Source organism: Halomonas sp. MES3-P3E, from assembly GCF_002836035.1.
In the GTDB taxonomy this organism is placed as follows: domain Bacteria; phylum Pseudomonadota; class Gammaproteobacteria; order Pseudomonadales; family Halomonadaceae; genus Vreelandella; species Vreelandella arctica.
This window is the reverse complement of the sequence record NZ_PJBT01000185.1, coordinates 37,417-57,264: the sequence shown is the minus strand read 5'-3', so window position 1 is coordinate 57,264 and position 19,848 is coordinate 37,417. Positions and strand designations below refer to the sequence as shown.

Below are 19,848 nucleotides of genomic sequence, written 5' to 3'. Positions count from 1 at the left end.
TCCTATTCAGCTAAGAACTTTCCGCCAAGAACTTTCCGCTAACCACTTTTGGCGCGCTGAACAAACGCTCTAATCTGCTGCAGATCAAACTTTAATAGCAGGCGCTCGTCTTCACGCAGGCGGCGAAGATCCACCCAGGCGTCTGCGGCTTGGCCACGGGCTCTGTTGTAACGCTGCTGATCTAATAAGAGTTGCTGTAGACGCTCAAAAGCGGCTATAAGCAACGCCGATTCAGCCGACGTTAGCGCATCCACCTTATGACCATCTTCCGTATGACCATCTCTCATATGACTGAGCGCGATCAACCGTTCGCGGGTGGCTATGTGGCGCAGCCCGTAACGCAGGCAGAACAAACGCGCAGCGCTAATCAAAGGCAATAGGCCCTGAAGTTTCAGATTAATGGCTTGCTCGTGAGGAGCCTCAAGGTGTGGGCTCGAGGCAAGTTGCCCAAAGCGGTTCAAAGCTACCGGCAACTCATTCAGTAGCGCCGCCATTTCATCCATATAAAGCGATGCGTTAGGGAGTATCGCGGCGATGCTATCCCCCAGTTGCGCGGCAAGTGCTTGATTGCCAGCGATGGGAGAAAAATCGAGCAAAATATTAGTCTGCTGAACACGCTTCACCCGTCGATCGGCGCTCCAGATTTCCAGCTGTGCTTGCCATTCACTTATCCGCTTGCGCCACATTGGCCAGCGAGCCATCACATGGCCTCGGCAAAGGGGAATGCCGGCTTCATCCAGACGTTGAGTAAACCGCTCGCCCAGGGCTTGGAAGTAGCCGTCAATCTCAACATGCCTATGGTCAGGGTAATCATCGATAATCAGCGCATTGTCCTGATCAGGGCCGAGCAGGCTCTCGTAGCGAGCCGCCGAACCTAACATCAACACACAGTAATCGACCGGTGGTGTGCCCCACCCTTGCGCTTGCATCTCTTCAAGCGACTGGGCAATAGCGCGCCGGTATAGCCAAGCATTGTGATCACTAATGATCTGGCTGATACGCCAAGCGGGTAAATCGTAATGTGCCAGCGTTTCAACCAAGGAGGGTTGCCACGCATAAGCGTCGGCAATGGAAGACTGAGGTGAAGAGGTTTTTGAGAAAAGATGCTGGAGCGGCGCGTCGAGCGCCATGGTGTTTAAATGTCCATGCTCGTTGAATAAGGAGCGCCAGGGCGAGGCTTGGTGTACTACTCGCATACGCCTCTCCTTTACGAACGTTTGTGTCGGCGTTACTTTTATCTCGGTTTTACTTCTTTCTCGGTTTTACTATGCGCTGTCGCCAGCACGACGTGGGTCAGGCTCGAACATTGCCTCCCCTACTTCATCAATATAGCGCTGCGCTTTAGTGACCATCATAGCATCACACGCTTCGCGTCCAGGCAGCATATCGGAACGCTCAAAACGGTGTTCAAGGGTTTCACCGCTGGCATCGGCCTTACGAATCCAACCACTTACACGGTATTGGCCGCTTTGATCGTCCGGCTGAGATACGATCTCATAACCATTGTACTCCACGGCATCAGCCGCTTTGGTGGTAGCGCCTGGCGCAGACTGACGATCACTACCAAAGAGGCCAGATAATAATTTTTTTAACATAGTGGCTCCTTAACATGCCGGGCGGCAGCTATTAGCTGCCGCCCTGACAAGATATACGCTTTTATAATTAACTAGGTTTTACTAGCTTTGCTTACGGCCTTTGCCAGCGGCAATACGCAGGCGAAGAGCATTCAGCTTAATAAAGCCTTCGGCATCTTTCTGGTTGTAAGCGCCCGCATCATCTTCAAATGTCGCAATTGACTCATCAAATAGCGATTCATCAGACTTGCGGCCAACCACGGTAGCATTGCCTTTATAGAGCTTCATACGTACGACACCCGATACATTCTTTTGGGTCTCGTCAATGGCCGCTTGCAGCATGCGACGCTCTGGGCTCCACCAGTAACCGTTGTAGATCACTTCCGCGTATTTCGGCATCAGCTGATCTTTCAGGTGGGCTTCTTCGCGGTCTAGGGTTAGCGACTCAATCGCGCGGTGAGCGCGCAGCATAATAGTGCCGCCAGGTGTTTCATAGCAGCCACGTGATTTCATGCCCACGTAGCGGTTTTCAACGATATCCAAGCGGCCGATACCGTTGTCGCCTCCTAGTTTATTGAGCTTTTCAAGCACTTCGTGGGCTTTTAACGGCTCGCCGTCGATGGCCACGATGTCACCCTTTTCATACGTCAGTTCAACGTAGGTAGGGGTATCGGGTGCGGCTTCAGGAGACACGCTCCAACGCCACATGTCGTCTTCGGCTTCGGCCCAAGGATCTTCCAAAATACCGCCCTCATAAGAGATATGCAGTAAGTTGGCATCCATTGAGTACGGCGATTTTTTCTTTTTATTGGCAAAATCGACCGGAATGTTGTGCTCTTCGCAATAGGCCATCAGCTTTTCGCGAGAGGTTAAGTCCCACTCACGCCACGGGGCAATGACTTTCACGCCGGGCTTAAGGGCATAGCCGCCGAGCTCAAAGCGAACCTGGTCGTTACCTTTACCCGTAGCACCGTGAGAAATAGCGTCGGCGCCGGTTTCATTGGCAATTTCGATCAAGCGCTTGGCGATCAGGGGCCGAGCGATAGAGGTACCCAGCAGGTACTCACCTTCATAAATCGTGTTAGCGCGGAACATGGGATAAACGTAGTCACGCACAAACTCTTCGCGCAGGTCTTCGATGTAAATTTCTTTTACACCAAGGGCTTGCGCCTTGGTACGAGCTGGTTCGACCTCTTCGCCCTGACCGATGTCGGCAGTAAAGGTCACTACCTCGCAGTTGTAAGTTTCTTGCAACCACTTAACGATGACGGATGTGTCCAGGCCGCCTGAATATGCCAGCACAACCTTTTTGACATCGGACATTCTTTGCTCCTCATTGACCATAAGAAATTGATAAAAACAAAACCACGCTAGCCATTAACACTTGGCTGATGCGAGAGCTCTTTGCGACCGACCGTTGAGATAGATCTTTGAGACAGACGTTGAGTATAGCGTTCTCAATGCTCAGCGAATACCGTCAACGACGCCTGGGGGCTAAAGCTGCTAGAATCACTCCATTCAAAGCGGCGGCTTGCCGCTAATGTCGAATGATTACTCGCTTGAAGACTATTACTCGCTTGAACATAAGGAGAGCTGCATGAGCGAGGCAATTGCCCGCGAATTAATGGCCCAACGTTTTCGCAGTTACCTGCCGGTGGTCGTTGATTTAGAAACCGGGGGATTTAATGCCCAAGGTGATGCCGTACTTGAGATTGCTGCCGTTACGCTAACCATGGATCCGGAAGGCAACCTGCTGCCTGATGCCACCTATGCTTACCACATTCACCCCTTTGAAGGGGCGAATGTTGAGCAGTCGGCACTCGATTTTACCGGCATTAACCTGGATGACCCGTTGCGCAGCCAAGTCGCGCTTAGCGAAGCTGAAGCACTCAATGAAATTTTTCGTCCTATACGGAAGTCAATCAAAGCTCACGATTGCACTCGCGCGATTTTAGTCGGTCATAATGCGGCGTTCGATCAGGGATTCTTGAACGCGGCGGTGAATCGCTGCGGCATTAAGCGCAATCCATTTCACCCGTTTTCTAGCTTTGATACCGCCACTCTGGCTGGCTTGATATATGGGCAAACCGTGCTTGCCCGCGCCTGCCGTGCTGCTGGCATTGAGTTTGATAATAAAGCTGCCCACTCCGCCCGTTACGATACTGAGCGAACTGCTGAGCTATTTTGCTCCATGGTGAATCGCTATAAAGATTTGGGCGGCTGGCAGCTTGCCCAGCGAGAGCAAGAGATGGATAGCACAGATTAGAACTTGGCATCCGCCGCCTAGCCGTTGATGCATTACTCATGCATAGAGGCAGCAATGCAGAGAGCCGCTAATGCAGAAAATCAGGCTTTACGCTAAACTTTGCCGCATTACTGCAATGTGATTTACCACCGACAATGCCGGTTAGCGCGTGTTTGGCGGTGATAAAACGATATCGATTAATTTTTCCCCATTTTCAGGAGATGAGACGTTTCCATGGCCCAGCATAATGCCTTTTACGCCCAATCCGGTGGCGTCACCGCCGTGATCAACGCCAGTGCCTGTGGCGTTATCGAAGCCTGTCGTCAAGCACCCGATCAGATTGGCAAGGTGTATGCCGGTCATAACGGCATTATCGGGGCTTTAACAGAAGACCTAATCGACGTTACCCAAGAGAGTGACGAAGCGATTGCAGCCCTGCGCCACACGCCAGGTGGTGCTTTCGGCTCTTGCCGCTATAAGCTAAAAGATATTGATACTCACCGCGCCCAGTACGAGCGCTTGATCGAAGTCTTTAAAGCTCACGATATTCGCTACTTCTTCTATAACGGTGGCGGTGATAGTGCCGATACCTGCTTAAAGGTCTCTCAGCTTTCCGAGAAGCTGGGCTATCCGCTTACCGCGATTCACGTGCCTAAAACCGTGGATAACGACCTGCCGATTACCGATAACAGCCCAGGCTTTGGCAGTGTCGCTAAGTACATTGCGACCTCTACGCTGGAAGCGTCGCTGGATATTGCTTCCATGTGCGCCACCTCCACCAAGGTATTTGTACTTGAAGTCATGGGCCGCCACGCGGGCTGGATCGCCGCAGCCGGTGGTTTAGCGGGCGAAGCCGAAGGCGAGCCGCCGCACATGATTATCTTCCCGGAAATCCCGTTTAACCGTAAAGCGGCCATGGCGCGGGTTGAAGAAAGCGTTAAACAATATGGCTACTGCGTGATCGTGGTTTCTGAAGGCGCCCGCTACGAAGATGGCACTTTCCTGGCTGACGCAGGCAATACCGATGCCTTTGGCCATCGCCAGTTGGGCGGCGTAGCGCCAACACTTGCCGGTATGATCAAGCAGGATTTGGGCTACAAGTATCACTGGGCAGTGGCCGATTATCTACAGCGCGCAGCGCGCCACCTAGCGTCTAAAACCGACGTTGAACAGGCCTATGCGGTGGGTCGCGAAGCGGTGACGCTGGCGCTAGCAGGCAAAAATGCCATGATGCCCGCTATTCGTCGTATTTCTCAGTCACCTTACCAGTGGGATGTCATCTCTGCCCCGCTGTCACAGGTGGCCAATAAAGAGAAATTTATGCCCCGCGACTTTATCAGCGACAACGGCTTTGCGATTACCCAGACGTGCCGGGATTACCTCTCACCATTGATCCAGGGCGAGGATTTCCCCCCGTTTGAGAATGGCTTGCCGAAAGTGGCCAAGCTGAAACTGGCAAAAGCAGAACGTAAACTGCCTACTTTTACGCTATAAATATTTGCTGTAGCAATGTCATTGCGAACGCAGTGAAGCAATCTCGGGGTTAGGTACCGCCGCGGCGCGTTGAGATTGCCGCGTCGCTTCACTCCTCGCAATGACCTCTCCTTATGTCATTGCGAACGCAGTGAAGCAATCTCGGGGTTAGCTGCTGCCGCGGCGTTGAGATTGCCGCGTCGTTTCACTCCTCGCAATGACCTCTCCTGATGTCATTGCGAACGCAGTGAAGCAATCTCGGGGTTAGCTGCCGCCGCGGCGTTGAGATTGCCGCGTCGTTTCACTCCTCGCAATGACATAACCCCGTTTTATTCGCAACTCGCTGTGTAGGTTTAGCGTAACAGCCAGGAAAGCACGAGCAGCAATAGCAATATACCTGCTACCCCCTGCCAGAAACGCCGCGGCTCCTGGCGGCTCTCTTCCCGGTTCGGCAATCGCCCCAGCGGCACCCTAAGGGCATGCAAGAACTCCGATAGACGCCTAAAGCGCAGAGCCCGCTGCGGATCCAAAGCGCGGCGTAGCGCATCGTCTAAGTCTTGGGATATCTCAGGATTGGTTGTGCGCGCGCTGCGGTAGGTTAATTCTTCAAGATCGGTATGGCTGCGCAGGCGATTGGGCGTCAAGGTATAGGGCAAAGCACCGGTCAATAACCAGTAGGTCGTGGATGCCAGCGAGTACTGATCACTGCGCCGACCAATGCTGTCGGCCAACGCATACTCAGGGGCGGTGTGCTCGTTGAAGCCAATTTGGCGGAGCAACTCACCCGAGTGGCGGTGCCCTTCGCCGTCGCGCATATGGCAGGCACTAAAATCAGTCAGCACCAGCTTGCCGTGCGGGTCGATCAGGATATTATCGGGGTTGATCTGCTGATGAATAATTTCCCGGTGATGCAGCGCCTGCACCGCCTTACCCAGCTGATTAGCAATATCTAAGCGCTGCGTTAAGCTGGCTTGAGGATGGCGTTCGGCCCACTGTCGCAGCGTTTCACCTTCAATATGCTGCATCAGGTAATAGAGATAACGGCGCGGCCGCGACGGCTCCATCACCTTGACCACAAACGGCGAATTGACGCGCTCGACCACCCACTGCTGAAGCAGGAAGTGCTCCAGATAGGCGTTGCGCAACGAAAGCTCCGGGCTGGGTGCTTTCATGACCATTTCACGCTCGCTATGCACATCACGAACACGATAAACCCGCGACTGCGCTGTGCGTGACAGCACAGCGAGAACTTCAAGGCCATCTAAACGCTCACCCGGCGCCAGTTCTGGCGGAATCGGCAAGTCGCCGTAGAGCTGTCCTGGATGCTCCGTTACTTCGTCAGGCAACTCATCGATTCGCACCAACTGGAAGCAGAACTGATCGCCACCGTAGCCACGATCCTGGGCGCGCTGCTTCGCCTCATCGGCAAGCCGTTCGCAGGCGGCATCCAGATCACTGGCATCTTGGCGGATCAAGCGTACATAGTCGGAAGGTAGCAGAGTACCGCGCACACCCTGGGTGGTGAACAAGAACAGATCGCCCTGTTTGAGCGCTATATGGGTGTAATCGATATCAACACTGCCATCCATACCCAGCGCCCGGGAAGGATAACGGTACCCTCCTAAGTCGGTGACATGGTCTCGGCTCAACTGCTCAAACTCGGCCCCGCGCAAACGGAACACCAGCGTGTCGCCCATATGAAACAGATGTGCTTCGCGCCCACGGAAGACCATCGCCGACATGGAGGAAACAAAGCTGCCCTCTTTCACATGCTGGCTTTGGCTGTAGCACCAGCTATTAAGGGCACGCAGCACGCGGGTGGCCGAGGTTTTGACATCCCAATGATCAGGGGTGGAGAAGTAATCGGCCAGAAAGCCGCGCACGCTTAAATCACCGGCCTGCTTGGCCATGGTATTGCGTGAGATGGAGTCACTAATAACGGCACAGCCACCTTTGGCGCGCAGCAGCGGCGCTTCAGGAAAGCGAACCGACATTGAACTGCGGTGCAGGCGCCGGTCCGGCGCGACAAATGCTTGACCATAACTGATGAGCAACTGGGCGTGCGACAAGTCATCCTCCTAGGCTGCCGACTCGATCGAGGGACTTCACTGTCAATAAACTCTGCCTATGATACACGCAGCGGAGCAGAAACGATGCCCAACAAACGTCTCTATCGTATTAGTGCGCTTTTATATGCGCTGCTTTTTGATTTCCCTCATAATAGGGCAACGGCTAAACCACACCGGCCCACCTATGTCGCATTGGTAATCGCGTAGTCATGTTCGTATAATTCTTCGCCATCAACGACTCTGTAACGATTACCTAACCTCTGCACGACTCAAGCCACAGTACTACCAAGGAATCAACGATGAACTTCGATAATATCCCTGCTGGAAAGGATCTCCCCAACGACGTTTATGTGGTGATCGAAATTCCAGCCAACCACGATCCAATCAAATACGAAATTGATAAGGACATGGGCGCACTACTCGTTGACCGCTTTATGGCCACCCCCATGTTCTACCCTGCCAACTATGGCTTTATTCCCCACACCCTAGCCGATGACGGCGACGCCCTGGATGCGCTGGTCGTGACCCCGCACCCGGTTCAACCCGGCAGCATTATTCGTGCTCGTCCGGTAGGCATTTTAAACATGACCGACGAAGCCGGCGAAGATGCCAAGCTGATTTGTGTGCCCCACGCCAAGCTTAGTTCGCTCTACGATGACATTCAGGAAGTCACTGACCTACCTGAGCTGCTGCGCCAGCAAATTGCACACTTCTTCGAGAACTACAAAGATCTCGAAAAAGGCAAATGGGTAAAAGTCGAGTCCTGGGAAGGCGCTGACGCTGCGCGCAAAGCGATTGAAAAATCCGTTATCGCTTACCAGAAAGCGTAATCGTTTTGTAAAGTTGCTTCTGTGTATGTGAAAAGGTCGCCTTCGGGCGACCTTTTAGGTTGTTAGGATTAACGCACCATTAGCGACCGCGTCACGTCACCGCAGCGTATACGCGAGAGATTCAAGGTTGCGGTATGCTATTTGTCCTAGCTTGCGATGCCATTAATTAAGGACGCACCGTGTTATCTCTTAAACGCCTGAGCCTACTTCCCTTACTGGTTTTTTTTCTCGGCTGGTTACCCTTGAGCGCACACGCCCAATGGTTTTCATCGTCTAGCAACCAAGATGAATTTTTACCGGTAATGGAAGCCTTTCAGCCTACCGCTTGGCACGATGGAGAAACGCTTTTTATCGGTACCGATATCACCGATGAGTACTATCTTTATCGGCATCAGTTTGCTGTCTCCAGTCAGACCGAGGGTATAACGCTTGGCGAACCCAACATCCCCGAAGGCACGTTCACCAACGATGAATTCATGGGCGATGTTTACATCTTCCGCGACCAGGTGGTGTTTGAAGTACCGCTGAGCGCTCCCTACGCAGGCCCGCTAAACGTTGAGTTAACCTTTCAAGGCTGCGCGGATGCAGGGCTATGCTATCCACCGGAACGCTTGAGCCTACAAGCGAGTGAGACTGAGCCGCCCAATCAATTTGCAAACTGGCAAGAAGGAGATAGCGCCGCTAGTGAAATCGCTACCGCTACCTCTACTTCACAGAGTAACTTCGCGGGGCCTCAAAGTGAAGATAGCCGCTTTAGCGCTTTGATTAGCGATGCAAGCTTACCGTTAGCGTTAGGGCTGTTTTTTATTGCCGGCTTGGGGCTTACCTTTACCCCCTGCGTACTCCCGATGATCCCGATTCTCTCCTCAATCGTCGTCGGCCAGAACCCCACCCGCCCACGCGCCTTTGCTCTCTCGTTAAGCTATGTGCTGGGGATGGCGCTGACCTACGCGCTGGTCGGGATCTTGATGGGGCTGTTCGGCGCCGGCCTTAATCTTCAGGCGCGCTTACAGTCGGCACCGGTGCTTATCACTTTCGCCGTACTCTTCACGCTCTTTGCGCTGGCCATGTTCGGGGCCTTCACGCTGAATCTCTCGCCCCGCTTAGCCACCCGTATTGACGCCTGGCAGGCTCGCGCTCAGCGTAGTGGACCAGCGGGTTTAGCGTTAGCAGGTGCGCTCTCCGTACTAGTGGTGTCACCCTGCGTCACCGCTCCATTAGCCGGGGCACTGGTGTTTATCTCCTCAACCGGTGATGCAGCCATGGGGGGTACGGTACTCTTTGCCCTGGGAATGGGCATGGGCGTACCGCTTCTTTTAGTCGGCACCTTTGGCGCCACACTGTTACCCCGTTCGGGCGCCTGGATGAATGGCGTAAAGATTGCCTTTGGCCTGTTGCTACTGGGTGTGGCAATTTGGATGATCGAGCGTTTAGTTGCTGCACCCATAGCGCTACTTCTATGGGCAACACTCGCGATCGGCACGGCGCTGGCGCTTGGGGCTCTGAACTTCAATCAACCGCAAGGGTGGCCACGGGCACGTCAAACGCTGGGGGTTTTGCTGCTGGCGTGGGGCGTCCTGCTGGTGATTGGTGCCGCGCAAGGTGGCAGCAACCCACTGCGCCCTCTTGCGGCCACCTCGATTGGGCCCGGCGAGTCTCAAGTGGAACAGCTTGAGTTTGTTGAGGTCGATAACCTTACCGCGCTTGAGGCGGCCATCGCTCAAGCGAAAAGTACTAATCAGCCGGCGTTTGTTCACTTTACCGCTGACTGGTGCATTTCATGCAAGCTACTGGAGCGCGATGTTTATCCTGACCCACGTGTTTCAGCGGCATTGGAGGGTTACACATTAATTGCCGCAGACGTGACGCAGACCGATCCACAAAGTCGTGAGCTGCTGGAACAGTTCAATCTTTTCGGCCCGCCAAGCCTGCTGTTTTTCAGTCAAGGCGAAGAAATTCGTGATGCGCGCATTCAAGGCGAAGTCACCGCCGACCAACTGCATGAACATCTTGAATCCGTTAGCCAGTGGCTTGCCAATAGTTGAGCCACCACCCTACGAGCCTTGCCCACTAAGGCACTTAAGCAGCGTTTTGACGCGAATATCGTCAAACAGTTGTTTAAATCTACATTCAGCGTCAGTTTAAGCACTGGCTTAGGCTGTCGCTGGACATCCTGGCACTTTTTCGGCAAACTCCGCTCCCATATTAGCTAAAAACTTCCTTTTTTAGGGGTGAGAACGGGGTAACGTTCGCTAACATGCAGCGTTCTCTTCATTTTTAAATTTGGTTTACTGCGCCTATAGATGAGCCGCGCAGCGCCGCGCAGCAACTCGCCTATAGGCCACGGTTACTGTGTGATTATTTCTCATAATCTTCTTTTATGACATTGATGGGGCTATGCCATGGATATCCGCAAAGTTAAGAAACTGATCGAGCTGCTCGAAGAGTCCAATATTAGCGAGATTGAAATTCAGGAAGGCGAAGAGTCCGTTCGTATCAGCCGCCACCCTAATGGCGCCTCGTGGCAGCCACAGCCCATGCCGCAATACGCACAACAGCAGCCTGGCTATGCAGCAGCTCCCGCTCCTACATCAGCACCGGCTGCTGAAGCTGAGCCTCAAGGCACAAGCTACCGTGGTGAAGCCGTTAACTCCCCGATGGTAGGCACCTTCTATCGCAGCCCCGCGCCGGGCGCCAAGTCGTTTGTAGAAGTCGGTGATAGCGTCAAGCAAGGCGATACCATTTGTATTATTGAAGCCATGAAAATGATGAACCAGATTGAAGCTGACCGCGACGGCGTGGTGGAAGCCATCCTGGTAGAAGATGGTGAGCCGGTCGAATTCGATCAACCCATGATCGTCATCGCTTAATCCTTCATTTTCAACACGGGTGGACTCTCCCATGCTGGACAAGGTACTTATCGCCAACCGCGGCGAGATTGCCCTCCGTATCCTACGGGCCTGTAAAGAACTGGGCATTAAAACCGTTGCGGTACATTCCAAAGCTGATCGTGAACTCATGCATGTTCGCCTGGCGGATGAAGCCGTGTGTATTGGACCGGCATCGTCAGCGCAGTCTTACTTAAATATTCCGGCCCTGATCAGTGCGGCCGAAGTCACTGACTCGACCGCTATTCACCCCGGTTACGGCTTTTTGTCTGAAAACGCCAACTTTGCCGAACAGGTTGAGCGCTCGGGATTTACCTTTATTGGCCCCCGCGCAGAGACGATTCGCCTGATGGGCGATAAAGTCAGTGCTATCCAGTCGATGAAAGAAGCGGGCGTTCCCACGGTGCCAGGCTCAGACGGCCCCTTGGGTGACGATGATGCGACCAATTTAGCCACTGCGCGTCGCATCGGCTACCCGGTCATCATCAAGGCAGCCTCCGGTGGCGGTGGTCGCGGCATGCGTGTGGTACACACCGAAGGCCACCTGCTTTCGGCAATCACCGTTACTCGCACTGAAGCCCATGCCGCCTTTGGTGACGGCACGGTTTACATGGAGAAATTCCTCGAAAAACCGCGCCACGTCGAAGTTCAGGTGCTTGCGGATGGTCAGGGCAACGCGATTCATCTTTATGACCGCGACTGCTCACTCCAACGCCGTCACCAGAAAGTGCTTGAAGAAGCGCCTGCACCAGGTCTTGATCCGGAAGCTCGCGCCCAAGTGCTAGAAGCGTGTCGCCAAGCATGTATTAAGATCAATTACCGTGGCGCAGGCACCTTTGAATTCTTGTACGAAGACGGCGAGTATTTCTTCATCGAGATGAATACCCGCGTTCAGGTAGAGCACCCTGTTACCGAGATGGTCACCGGCGTCGATATCGTTAAAGAGCAGCTGCGCATTGCCTCGGGTCTGCCGCTGTCGATTCGCCAGGAAGATGTAAAGCTCAACGGTCATTCCTTCGAGTGCCGGATTAACGCTGAAGACTCGCGCACCTTTATGCCCTCCCCTGGCAAGGTAACGCTGTTTCACGCGCCGGGTGGCCTGGGTGTCCGTATGGACTCCCACCTCTACACCGGCTACACCGTGCCGCCTCACTATGACTCACTGATCGGCAAACTGATCACCTGGGGCGCCGACCGCGAAATAGCGCTTACGCGCATGCGCAATGCCCTTGATGAACTGCTGGTGGAAGGTATTAAAACCAATATCGATCTACAAAAAGATTTGGTTCGCGATAGCTACTTCCGTCAAGGTGGTGTCAACATTCACTATCTGGAAAAGAAACTCAGCAGCTAATAGCACTTCAAACGCTTTCCAGCGCTAAGAGTGATGCCCAGCGGGGTGGCCATGTCCACCCCGTCTCTGTCTTTAACGTCTTTGTCTTTACCTTCTTTGTTTTTACTGAATCTGTCTTTACTGTATTTGTCTTTAATTCGCCCTGCGGAGACTCTCCATGCCCTGGCTCCAACTCAAAGCCCATGTCGCCCCTGAACAAGCAGAGTTTCTCGAAGAACTGCTGCTTGATGAAGGCGCGACAGCGATTGGCCTTCAGGATGCCCACGATGATCCGGTATTTGAGCCAGAACGTGGCACCACACCGCTCTGGGAAGACACCATTCTGACCGGCCTTTACGATGACCTAGAGGGCGTCGAAAGCATGTTGGAACGTATTGAGGCGGCATGGTCCGAACAGATGCCTGAGGAGCCCTGCCCCACCATCGAATATGAGCTACTGGCTGACCGGGACTGGGAGCGGGAATGGATGGATGACTTCACACCGCTGCAGATGGGCCAGCGGCTGTGGATCGTACCAAGCTGGCACGAACCTCCCCATGCCGACGCCGTTAACTTGATTCTCGACCCCGGCCTGGCCTTTGGAACGGGCACGCACCCGACCACAGCGCTGTGTTTGGAGTGGTTGGATGAACTGGCCGTGGCTGGGCACTTAGCCCAGCAGACCGTGCTGGATGTGGGCTGTGGCTCCGGCATTCTTGCTATCGCCGCACTCAAACTCGGCGCTAGCCATGCTGATGCCACCGATATTGACCCGCAGGCACTCCAAGCCAGCCGTGACAACGCCGAGCGTAACGGGATTGCCGAGCCGGATTTAACGCTCTACTACCCTGAGCAGTTAAGTGATGGCGGCGACTACCCTGTTGTGACCGCCAATATTTTAGCGGGCCCGCTAGTCGAGCTTGCTCCAATGATTGCCGGGCACGTGGCCCCTAGCGGCCGCATTGCGCTATCCGGCATCTTGGCGAACCAGGCAAATGAGGTTTATGAAGCCTATGCCGCACAGGGAATCGCCATGGAGGAGCCAGTGATTCGCGAAGGATGGGTGCGACTTAACGGCCAGCGTCCGCGTTAAAGCGGCAAACGGCCTTCACCCCATCACCGAGTAGGCGTATCATACGCCCCCTTGAATCGCCTACTCGCCGCTAGCCCAGCACACATAAAGCCTAACGCCATGACTGTAGCCAATGCACTAGCCTCCAATGAGCCCGTCACCATTGGGACGTATGCATTACCCAACCGGGTAATTCTCGCGCCCATGGCCGGCGTCACCGACCGGCCTTTCCGCCAGTTATGTCGGCGGCTGGGGGCTGGCTGGGTGGTGGGTGAAATGGTGACGTCAGACCCCAGCTTATGGCACACGCGTAAATCGCAGCTACGGATGGACCATCGCGGAGAGCCCGACCCCCGCGTGGTACAAATCGCCGGTGGCGATGCCGAGATGCTCGCCCAGGCGGCGCGGTTGAATGCCGAACTTGGCGCTCAGATCATCGATATCAACATGGGTTGCCCCGCGAAAAAAGTCTGCAACAAAGCCGCTGGGTCGGCGCTCCTTCGCGATGAAGCCTTGGTTGCCGAGATTCTTGACGCAGTAGTTTCAGCGGTCGATATTCCAGTAACGCTGAAAATTCGCACCGGCTGGTGCGCCGAATCAAACAACGCCTTGCGAATTGCCCGCTTAGCTGAGTCCGCAGGCATTCAAGCACTCGCCGTACATGGCCGTCACCGCCAGCAGCGCTATACTGGACAGGCAGAGTACGACACGATTGCTGAGATAAAATCTCACCTCTCGATACCGGTGATAGCCAACGGCGACATAACAAGTCCGGAAAAAGCCGCCGAGGTACTCGCTTATACCGGCGCTGATGCAGTAATGGTAGGCCGTGGTGCTCAGGGCAACCCGTGGATATTTCAACAGATTAACCACTATCTTCAGCATGGGGAACGGTTGGCGCTACCCACCCTTGTGGAGCGCCGCCACGTGCTACACGGGCATGTCGAGGCGTTGCATGAGTTTTATGGCACGACGATGGGTGTGCGTATTGCGCGCAAGCATGTCGGCTGGTACCTCAGCGACGACCCACGCTTTACGCAGCCTCAGCAGCGCGCGCTTAAGCAGCAGTTCAATGCGTTAGCGTCACCTGAAACGCAATTTGATTGGATCAACGACGTGATGGCCCCCGGTGCTGCCATACGTTTGCTAGCCAAAGGAAGCCATGCTGCATGACCGAACGCGATCTTCTCTCTAGCGACACCTACTCTTCTAGCGACACCCGTGCCAGCGAAGGCTACTCCCATTTAACGGGCACGCTTGCGGATCCGGCGGCTGCTAGCTCACCGCCACAGCCGCTTAGAGAGGCTGTTGAAACGGCAATGCGCCGCTACTTTGAGCATTTAGATGGCAGCCAAGCCAGCGACCTTTATGCCATGGTGATGGCCGAAGTAGAGGCACCATTACTCGCCTGCGTTTTGGAGCACACCGACGGCAACCAGACCCGTGCCGCGGATGTGCTCGGCTTGAACCGCGGCACCCTGCGTAAAAAACTCAAGCAATACGGACTTATCGAAGGTGACGCCCCATAACCCTGGGGCGTTGTTATTTTCTATTCTCGACTCTGCATACGAGCATTCTTATGGCTGATAATCCTCTCATGGCTGATAGTTCTTCCTTGACTGACAGTAGCGCCACCCCCGTCCGCCGCGCTCTTTTGAGCGTTTCTGATAAAACCGGCATTGTAGAATTTGCCCGTGGCCTGACTAAACATGGTGTTGAACTGCTCTCCACGGGTGGCACCTTCCGCCTACTGCAGGAAAATGCTATCGCAGTGAAAGAAGTGTCTGAACACACCGGTTTCCCCGAAATTATGGATGGCCGGGTAAAAACGCTGCATCCGAAAATCCACGGCGGCATCCTGGCGCGCCGTGGTCAGGATGATGCGGTCATGGCTGAGAACGACATTACCCCGATCGACATGGTGGTCGTCAACCTCTACCCATTTGCCGCGACGGTAGCCAAGCCTGATTGCACGCTGGAAGATGCGATTGAAAATATCGATATCGGCGGCCCAACCATGGTACGCGCCTGCGCCAAAAACCACGCCTACACCACTATCGTGGTCAATAGCAGTGACTATGCGCGGGTACTTGGTGAGCTGGCCGCACAGGATGGCCAGGTGAGTCGCGCCACGCGTTTTGATTTAGCGGTAAAAGCGTTTGAACACACCGCTGGCTACGACGGCGCGATTGCTGACTACCTGGGTCGCCAAGTGAATGCTAGCGATAAGACCTTCCCACGCACTTTTAACCTGCAGCTCGATAAAAAGCAGGACATGCGCTACGGCGAAAACCCGCATCAGCAGGCAGCCTTTTACGTTGACCCCCAGGCGAGCGAGCCCAGTGTCGCTACGGCTAAAATGCTCCAAGGCAAGCCGCTTTCGTATAACAATGTCGCCGATACTGACGCTGCGTTTGAGTGTGTAAAAGCCTTTAACGAGACAGCCTGCGTGATTGTTAAACACGCAAACCCCTGCGGCGTCGCCATTGGCGCAACCGCCTTAGCCGCTTACGACAAAGCCTTTGCCACCGATCCTACCAGTGCGTTTGGCGGCATTATCGCTTTCAATACACCGCTGGACGCCGAAACAGCCCAGGCGATCATTGATCGCCAGTTTGTCGAGGTAATTATTGCCCCAGGGGTCAGCGATGAAGCCGCTGCCATCGTGGCGAATAAGCAAAACGTACGCTTGCTGGACGTCAGCGCTCACTGGCCCGGCGAGCAGCAGCCTGCGCTGGACTTTAAGCGTGTCAACGGCGGGTTACTGGTGCAGGAACGTGACGACGGAATGGTCACCCGTGACAACCTGACCGTGGTCAGCCAGCGCGCCCCTAGCGAACAGGAGCTGCGTGATCTGGCCTTTGCCTGGCGAGTGGCCAAGTTCGTCAAATCCAACGCCATTGTGTATGCCAAAGAGGGCCAAACCGTGGGCGTTGGCGCGGGCCAAATGAGCCGCGTTTACTCGGCTAAAATTGCCGGCATTAAGGCCGCCGACGAAGGTCTTTCGGTGCCCGGATCAGTGATGGCGTCTGACGCCTTCTTCCCGTTCCGCGATGGCATTGATGCCGCGGCAGCCGCAGGCATTACCGCCGTGATTCAACCGGGGGGTTCCATGCGCGACCAGGAAGTGATCGACGCCGCCAACGAAGCAGGCATTGCCATGGTGTTTACCGGCATGCGCCACTTCCGCCACTAAGAGTAGCCACAACGCTTAGCCACACTTTCGGCATCAAGCTGATACCGTCAAAAACTAGCCCCCATCAGCAGCGCGCTGATGGGGGCTTTTTTACCCAGTCTTACTTAAAAAAAAGAACACTTAGGGCTCAGGGCTCAGCCAAGATCAATACATAGATACTTGGTTTCAAGGTACTCTTCCAAGCCCTGATGGCCGCCTTCACGGCCTAAGCCTGAGGCTTTGACACCCCCAAACGGCGCAGCAGCGTTAGAAATGGCGCCGGTATTAATCCCGACCATACCGTACTCAAGTGCTTCGGCCACGCGCCATACGCGGGAGAGATCACGCGAATAGAAGTAAGAAGCCAAGCCATACTGGGTATCGTTGGCCATTTCAATCGCGGTCTCTTCATCGTCAAACGGGAAGACAGCCGCGAGCGGACCGAAGGTCTCTTCATGAGCCACTTTCATCTTGTCGGTCGCAAAACTGATCAGCGTCGGCGTAAAGAAGTTACCGCCCAACGGGTGCGGATGCCCGCCCAACAACAGCTCTGCACCATTATCGATGGCGTCCTGCACATGTTCACTGACTTTTTTAACCGCATTGCCATCAATGAGCGGACCGATATTAATATTCGGCTTGGTGCCATCGCCGACATGCAGCTCGCTGTTCATGGCAACCGCTAACTTTTCGCAAAAGGCATTAATCACGCTGGACTGAACCAGGAAGCGATTAGTGCAAACACAGGTTTGCCCGGCGTTACGGAATTTAGCGGCCATGGCGCCTTCTACAGCGGCGTCTAAATCGGCATCTTCAAACACGATAAACGGCGCATTACCGCCCAACTCTAGCGAGATTTTCTGTACGTGTTCCGCCGCTTGCGCCATCAGCTTGCGGCCTACTTCGGTCGAGCCAGTGAAGGTAATCTTGCGCACTTTGGGCGACTGGGTCATGGCTTGGGCAATATCGCTGGCACTGCCGGGCACCACATTGAACACACCGCGGGGAATGCCGGCACGCTCGGCCAATAGCGCGAGCGCAGTGGCTGAAAAAGGCGTCTGGCTAGCAGGTTTAACCACGATCGTGCAGCCTGCTGCCAGTGCAGCCCCTGCCTTGCGAGTAATCATCGCCGCAGGGAAATTCCAGGGCGTAATGGCCCCCACAACACCGACGGGCTGCTTAGTTACCACAATGCGCTGGTTAGCTTTAGCGGCAGGAATGGTTTCGCCGTAAACGCGTCGCGCTTCTTCGGCAAACCAGCGCAGAAAACTGGCCGCATAGGCAATTTCACCCGCCGCTTCTTTGAGCGGCTTACCCTGTTCGTAGGTCATCAGCATGGCAAGATCCTGCTGATGCTCCATCATCAGATCGTGCCATTTCAACAACAAATCCGCTCGCTCCTGAGCGGTAAGGGCACGCCATGCCGGTAGTGCAGCATCCGCCGCGTCTATCGCCCGCTCGGTCTCAACTTTTCCCAAGCGGGGAATATCGCCAATCGCTTCGCCGGTTGCCGGGTTCAATACGGTGATCTGTTCGCCGCTATCCGCCGCGACCCAACTGCCGTCTATATAAGCAAAGGGGCAATACAGCTGTGTTTCTTTAAGCGCTTCCATGACAGACTCCTGGCCAAAATGATGGCCTTATAGGCTCATTAACCTCTTCATGCTAAGACGAAACACCCCTTTAGACCAAGTTTACCGCGTGCTTGACTCGCTAATTAACAACAGTTGAATCAGTTAATCAGCATTAAAAACTCTTGCCGGGTCGCCTGGTTGCTACGAAAACCACCCAGCATTACCGAAGATGTCATGCTGGAGTTTTGCTTCTCTACGCCACGCATCATCATACAGAGGTGACGCGCCTCAATGACCACAGCAACGCCCGTTGCCTGAGTCACTTCCTGAACGGCATCTGCAATCTCACGGGTTAAATTCTCTTGGATCTGCATACGGCGCGCAAACATATCGACAATACGGGCAAACTTAGACAGTCCTAATACTTTACCGTTTGGCAGATAGGCAATGTGGCATTTACCGATAAATGGCAGCAGGTGGTGTTCACACATTGAGTAGAGTTCAATGTCTTTCACCAACACCATTTCATCCGTTTGCGATTCAAACACCGCACCATTAACGATCTCGTCCAACGACTGAGAGTAGCCTGCATTCAAAAACTGCATAGCCTTGGCTGCACGTTTCGGCGTATCTCGTAGCCCTTCACGGTTCGGGTCTTCGCCAAGTGCTGAAATTATCTGGCGATAGTGCTCGGCGATATCATCGGACATATTAAGCCTCTTCAAAAACTGTATCAAAACCGTGCGCAATCGCGTCCAAACGGTCACCTAGGTCTCTAACCCTTTGCGCATGAAAAAAGTAAAACTACCACTAGAGGGACGTTAACCACCGCCTTTCTCTACCCAAGTTGTACAAAAAGTATACTTTTTCATAAAAAACGCACAACAAATATTAATTAATTCCATTATTTTACCGCATCTCGCCTGCTGTTGGCTTCTCTAACTGCGGCAGAGCGCCGCGGTGCTCACTTTGCAACCTAGGGGCCTGTGCTATGATAAATCATTATTATTGATTGCCTTTATTTCAGGCACCACCATTGAGAGTTCGCCATGTCATTTAAGCCAACGTCCTTTTGGTTAGCCGCCATTGCGGCCCCCTTTTATTTCTCCACGCCGCTACCTTCTTTCGCCGCAGAAGCGACACTTTCACTGCCCAATGAAGCGACTGTTGGCGTTGAGGTTGTTGAAGAGCTTACCTTTGAGTCAAACCAAGCTCGTCTTAACGACATATTGCTTCACCCCACTCAAGCTGAGAAAGCTTCGCACTCGCTGCCTGAATATTGTGTCATCGTGGGCAATGCCCAATTAGTCGATGAGCGCATTCGTGTTACCACGAAAGATGCCACCTGCATTGAAACACACGATGCGGACAGTGATATTTTTACAGGTGAATTCAGCGCCAGCGCGTATGCCGAAGATGGTCAATACGGCATCGCGTGCGAAGGCACTCCGTGCACGCTTTCTCCTGGGCAAACGTTCGTTCTCACGCTAAATGAGTCCCTAGAGATTAAAGAGCAGGACAACCCCTCTGAAGAATTGAACGAGCAACGCCGCCAAGTGGACGGAGAAGGCGTCGCTAACCCCGTACCCCGCGAAGAGGCCGTACCAGATTAAAT

At 54.1% G+C, this 19,848-nt stretch carries 17 protein-coding genes; 11 read left to right on the top strand and 6 right to left on the bottom strand.

What is annotated here, in order from left to right:
* Nucleotides 1-38: 38 nt before the first annotated feature.
* From CXF87_RS15135 to CXF87_RS15125, 3 genes are all read right to left on the bottom strand, one after another.
* A complete protein-coding gene (locus tag CXF87_RS15135) occupies nt 39-1,196 on the bottom strand; it encodes a DUF294 nucleotidyltransferase-like domain-containing protein (RefSeq protein ID WP_101147177.1) in 1,158 nt (385 codons plus the stop codon).
* Nucleotides 1,197-1,265: 69 nt separating this feature from the next.
* Nucleotides 1,266-1,595: an HlyU family transcriptional regulator gene (locus tag CXF87_RS15130; protein WP_101147176.1), complete on the bottom strand. Its 330-nt coding sequence runs from the start codon at nt 1,593-1,595 to the stop codon at nt 1,266-1,268.
* A gap of 81 nt (nt 1,596-1,676) precedes the next feature.
* Nucleotides 1,677-2,897: an argininosuccinate synthase gene (locus CXF87_RS15125; protein WP_101147175.1), complete on the bottom strand. Its 1,221-nt coding sequence runs from the start codon at nt 2,895-2,897 to the stop codon at nt 1,677-1,679.
* A gap of 274 nt (nt 2,898-3,171) precedes the next feature.
* On the opposite strand from CXF87_RS15125, the gene rnt reads away from it, so the two are divergent.
* Entirely contained in the window at nt 3,172-3,840 is a 669-nt protein-coding gene (gene rnt, locus CXF87_RS15120; RefSeq protein WP_008957300.1) for a ribonuclease T, read from the top strand.
* Nucleotides 3,841-4,053: 213 nt separating this feature from the next.
* Nucleotides 4,054-5,313: a 6-phosphofructokinase gene (locus CXF87_RS15115; protein ID WP_008957299.1), complete on the top strand. Its 1,260-nt coding sequence runs from the start codon at nt 4,054-4,056 to the stop codon at nt 5,311-5,313.
* Between the two features lie 332 nt (nt 5,314-5,645).
* Here the strand turns inward: CXF87_RS15115 and CXF87_RS15110 are convergent, their stop codons facing one another.
* The gene (locus CXF87_RS15110) at nt 5,646-7,361 is read right to left on the bottom strand and encodes a bifunctional protein-serine/threonine kinase/phosphatase (RefSeq protein ID WP_008956423.1); all 1,716 of its coding nucleotides are present in this window, start codon (nt 7,359-7,361) and stop codon (nt 5,646-5,648) included.
* A 299-nt stretch (nt 7,362-7,660) separates the two neighbouring features.
* On the opposite strand from CXF87_RS15110, the gene ppa reads away from it, so the two are divergent.
* From ppa to purH, 8 genes are all read left to right on the top strand, one after another.
* Nucleotides 7,661-8,191 (top strand): inorganic diphosphatase, encoded by a 531-nt coding sequence (gene ppa, locus CXF87_RS15105; RefSeq protein ID WP_008956424.1) that lies wholly within the window; start codon nt 7,661-7,663, stop codon nt 8,189-8,191.
* 179 nt (nt 8,192-8,370) lie between these two features.
* Entirely contained in the window at nt 8,371-10,236 is a 1,866-nt protein-coding gene (gene dsbD / locus CXF87_RS15100; RefSeq protein ID WP_101147174.1) for a protein-disulfide reductase DsbD, read from the top strand.
* A 357-nt stretch (nt 10,237-10,593) separates the two neighbouring features.
* Complete coding sequence (accB, locus tag CXF87_RS15095; RefSeq protein ID WP_008956426.1) at nt 10,594-11,061, top strand: acetyl-CoA carboxylase biotin carboxyl carrier protein; 468 nt, start codon at nt 10,594-10,596, stop codon at nt 11,059-11,061.
* A gap of 31 nt (nt 11,062-11,092) precedes the next feature.
* Complete coding sequence (gene accC / locus CXF87_RS15090; RefSeq protein ID WP_008956427.1) at nt 11,093-12,433, top strand: acetyl-CoA carboxylase biotin carboxylase subunit; 1,341 nt, start codon at nt 11,093-11,095, stop codon at nt 12,431-12,433.
* A gap of 157 nt (nt 12,434-12,590) precedes the next feature.
* Complete coding sequence (gene prmA / locus CXF87_RS15085; protein ID WP_101147173.1) at nt 12,591-13,505, top strand: 50S ribosomal protein L11 methyltransferase; 915 nt, start codon at nt 12,591-12,593, stop codon at nt 13,503-13,505.
* Between the two features lie 99 nt (nt 13,506-13,604).
* Nucleotides 13,605-14,657, top strand: coding sequence for a tRNA dihydrouridine synthase DusB (gene dusB, locus CXF87_RS15080; protein ID WP_101147172.1), 1,053 nt, complete (start codon nt 13,605-13,607; stop codon nt 14,655-14,657).
* Entirely contained in the window at nt 14,654-15,013 is a 360-nt protein-coding gene (fis, locus tag CXF87_RS15075; protein WP_008956430.1) for a DNA-binding transcriptional regulator Fis, read from the top strand. The genes dusB and fis overlap by 4 nt, the downstream gene beginning before the upstream one ends.
* Nucleotides 15,014-15,063: 50 nt before the next feature.
* Nucleotides 15,064-16,680 carry a bifunctional phosphoribosylaminoimidazolecarboxamide formyltransferase/IMP cyclohydrolase gene (gene purH, locus CXF87_RS15070; RefSeq protein ID WP_198556114.1) on the top strand — a complete coding sequence of 539 codons (1,617 nt, stop codon included), beginning with the start codon at nt 15,064-15,066 and terminating at the stop codon, nt 16,678-16,680.
* A gap of 134 nt (nt 16,681-16,814) precedes the next feature.
* Here the strand turns inward: purH and CXF87_RS15065 are convergent, their stop codons facing one another.
* Both CXF87_RS15065 and folE read right to left on the bottom strand, forming a co-directional pair.
* Nucleotides 16,815-18,272: an NAD-dependent succinate-semialdehyde dehydrogenase gene (locus tag CXF87_RS15065; protein WP_101147171.1), complete on the bottom strand. Its 1,458-nt coding sequence runs from the start codon at nt 18,270-18,272 to the stop codon at nt 16,815-16,817.
* Between the two features lie 119 nt (nt 18,273-18,391).
* A complete protein-coding gene (gene folE, locus CXF87_RS15060) occupies nt 18,392-18,943 on the bottom strand; it encodes a GTP cyclohydrolase I FolE (RefSeq protein ID WP_008956433.1) in 552 nt (183 codons plus the stop codon).
* Nucleotides 18,944-19,282: 339 nt separating this feature from the next.
* Here folE and CXF87_RS15055 point away from each other — a divergent pair, with 339 nt between their 5' ends.
* Nucleotides 19,283-19,846: a hypothetical protein gene (locus CXF87_RS15055; protein WP_101147170.1), complete on the top strand. Its 564-nt coding sequence runs from the start codon at nt 19,283-19,285 to the stop codon at nt 19,844-19,846.
* Nucleotides 19,847-19,848: the final 2 nt, after the last annotated feature.

Excerpts from the sequence above, each read along its gene's own strand:
- CXF87_RS15135 (WP_101147177.1), bottom strand. The coding sequence starts at position 1,196 with ATGCGAGTAGTACACCAAGCCTCGCCCTGGCGCTCCTTATTCAACGAG.
- CXF87_RS15130 (WP_101147176.1), bottom strand. The coding sequence starts at position 1,595 with ATGTTAAAAAAATTATTATCTGGCCTCTTTGGTAGTGATCGTCAGTCT.
- CXF87_RS15125 (WP_101147175.1), bottom strand. The coding sequence starts at position 2,897 with ATGTCCGATGTCAAAAAGGTTGTGCTGGCATATTCAGGCGGCCTGGAC.
- rnt (WP_008957300.1), top strand. The coding sequence starts at position 3,172 with ATGAGCGAGGCAATTGCCCGCGAATTAATGGCCCAACGTTTTCGCAGT.
- CXF87_RS15115 (WP_008957299.1), top strand. The coding sequence starts at position 4,054 with ATGGCCCAGCATAATGCCTTTTACGCCCAATCCGGTGGCGTCACCGCC.
- ppa (WP_008956424.1), top strand. The coding sequence starts at position 7,661 with ATGAACTTCGATAATATCCCTGCTGGAAAGGATCTCCCCAACGACGTT.
- accB (WP_008956426.1), top strand. The coding sequence starts at position 10,594 with ATGGATATCCGCAAAGTTAAGAAACTGATCGAGCTGCTCGAAGAGTCC.
- accC (WP_008956427.1), top strand. The coding sequence starts at position 11,093 with ATGCTGGACAAGGTACTTATCGCCAACCGCGGCGAGATTGCCCTCCGT.
- prmA (WP_101147173.1), top strand. The coding sequence starts at position 12,591 with ATGCCCTGGCTCCAACTCAAAGCCCATGTCGCCCCTGAACAAGCAGAG.
- dusB (WP_101147172.1), top strand. The coding sequence starts at position 13,605 with ATGACTGTAGCCAATGCACTAGCCTCCAATGAGCCCGTCACCATTGGG.
- fis (WP_008956430.1), top strand. The coding sequence starts at position 14,654 with ATGACCGAACGCGATCTTCTCTCTAGCGACACCTACTCTTCTAGCGAC.
- purH (WP_198556114.1), top strand. The coding sequence starts at position 15,064 with ATGGCTGATAATCCTCTCATGGCTGATAGTTCTTCCTTGACTGACAGT.
- CXF87_RS15065 (WP_101147171.1), bottom strand. The coding sequence starts at position 18,272 with ATGGAAGCGCTTAAAGAAACACAGCTGTATTGCCCCTTTGCTTATATA.
- folE (WP_008956433.1), bottom strand. The coding sequence starts at position 18,943 with ATGTCCGATGATATCGCCGAGCACTATCGCCAGATAATTTCAGCACTT.
- CXF87_RS15055 (WP_101147170.1), top strand. The coding sequence starts at position 19,283 with ATGTCATTTAAGCCAACGTCCTTTTGGTTAGCCGCCATTGCGGCCCCC.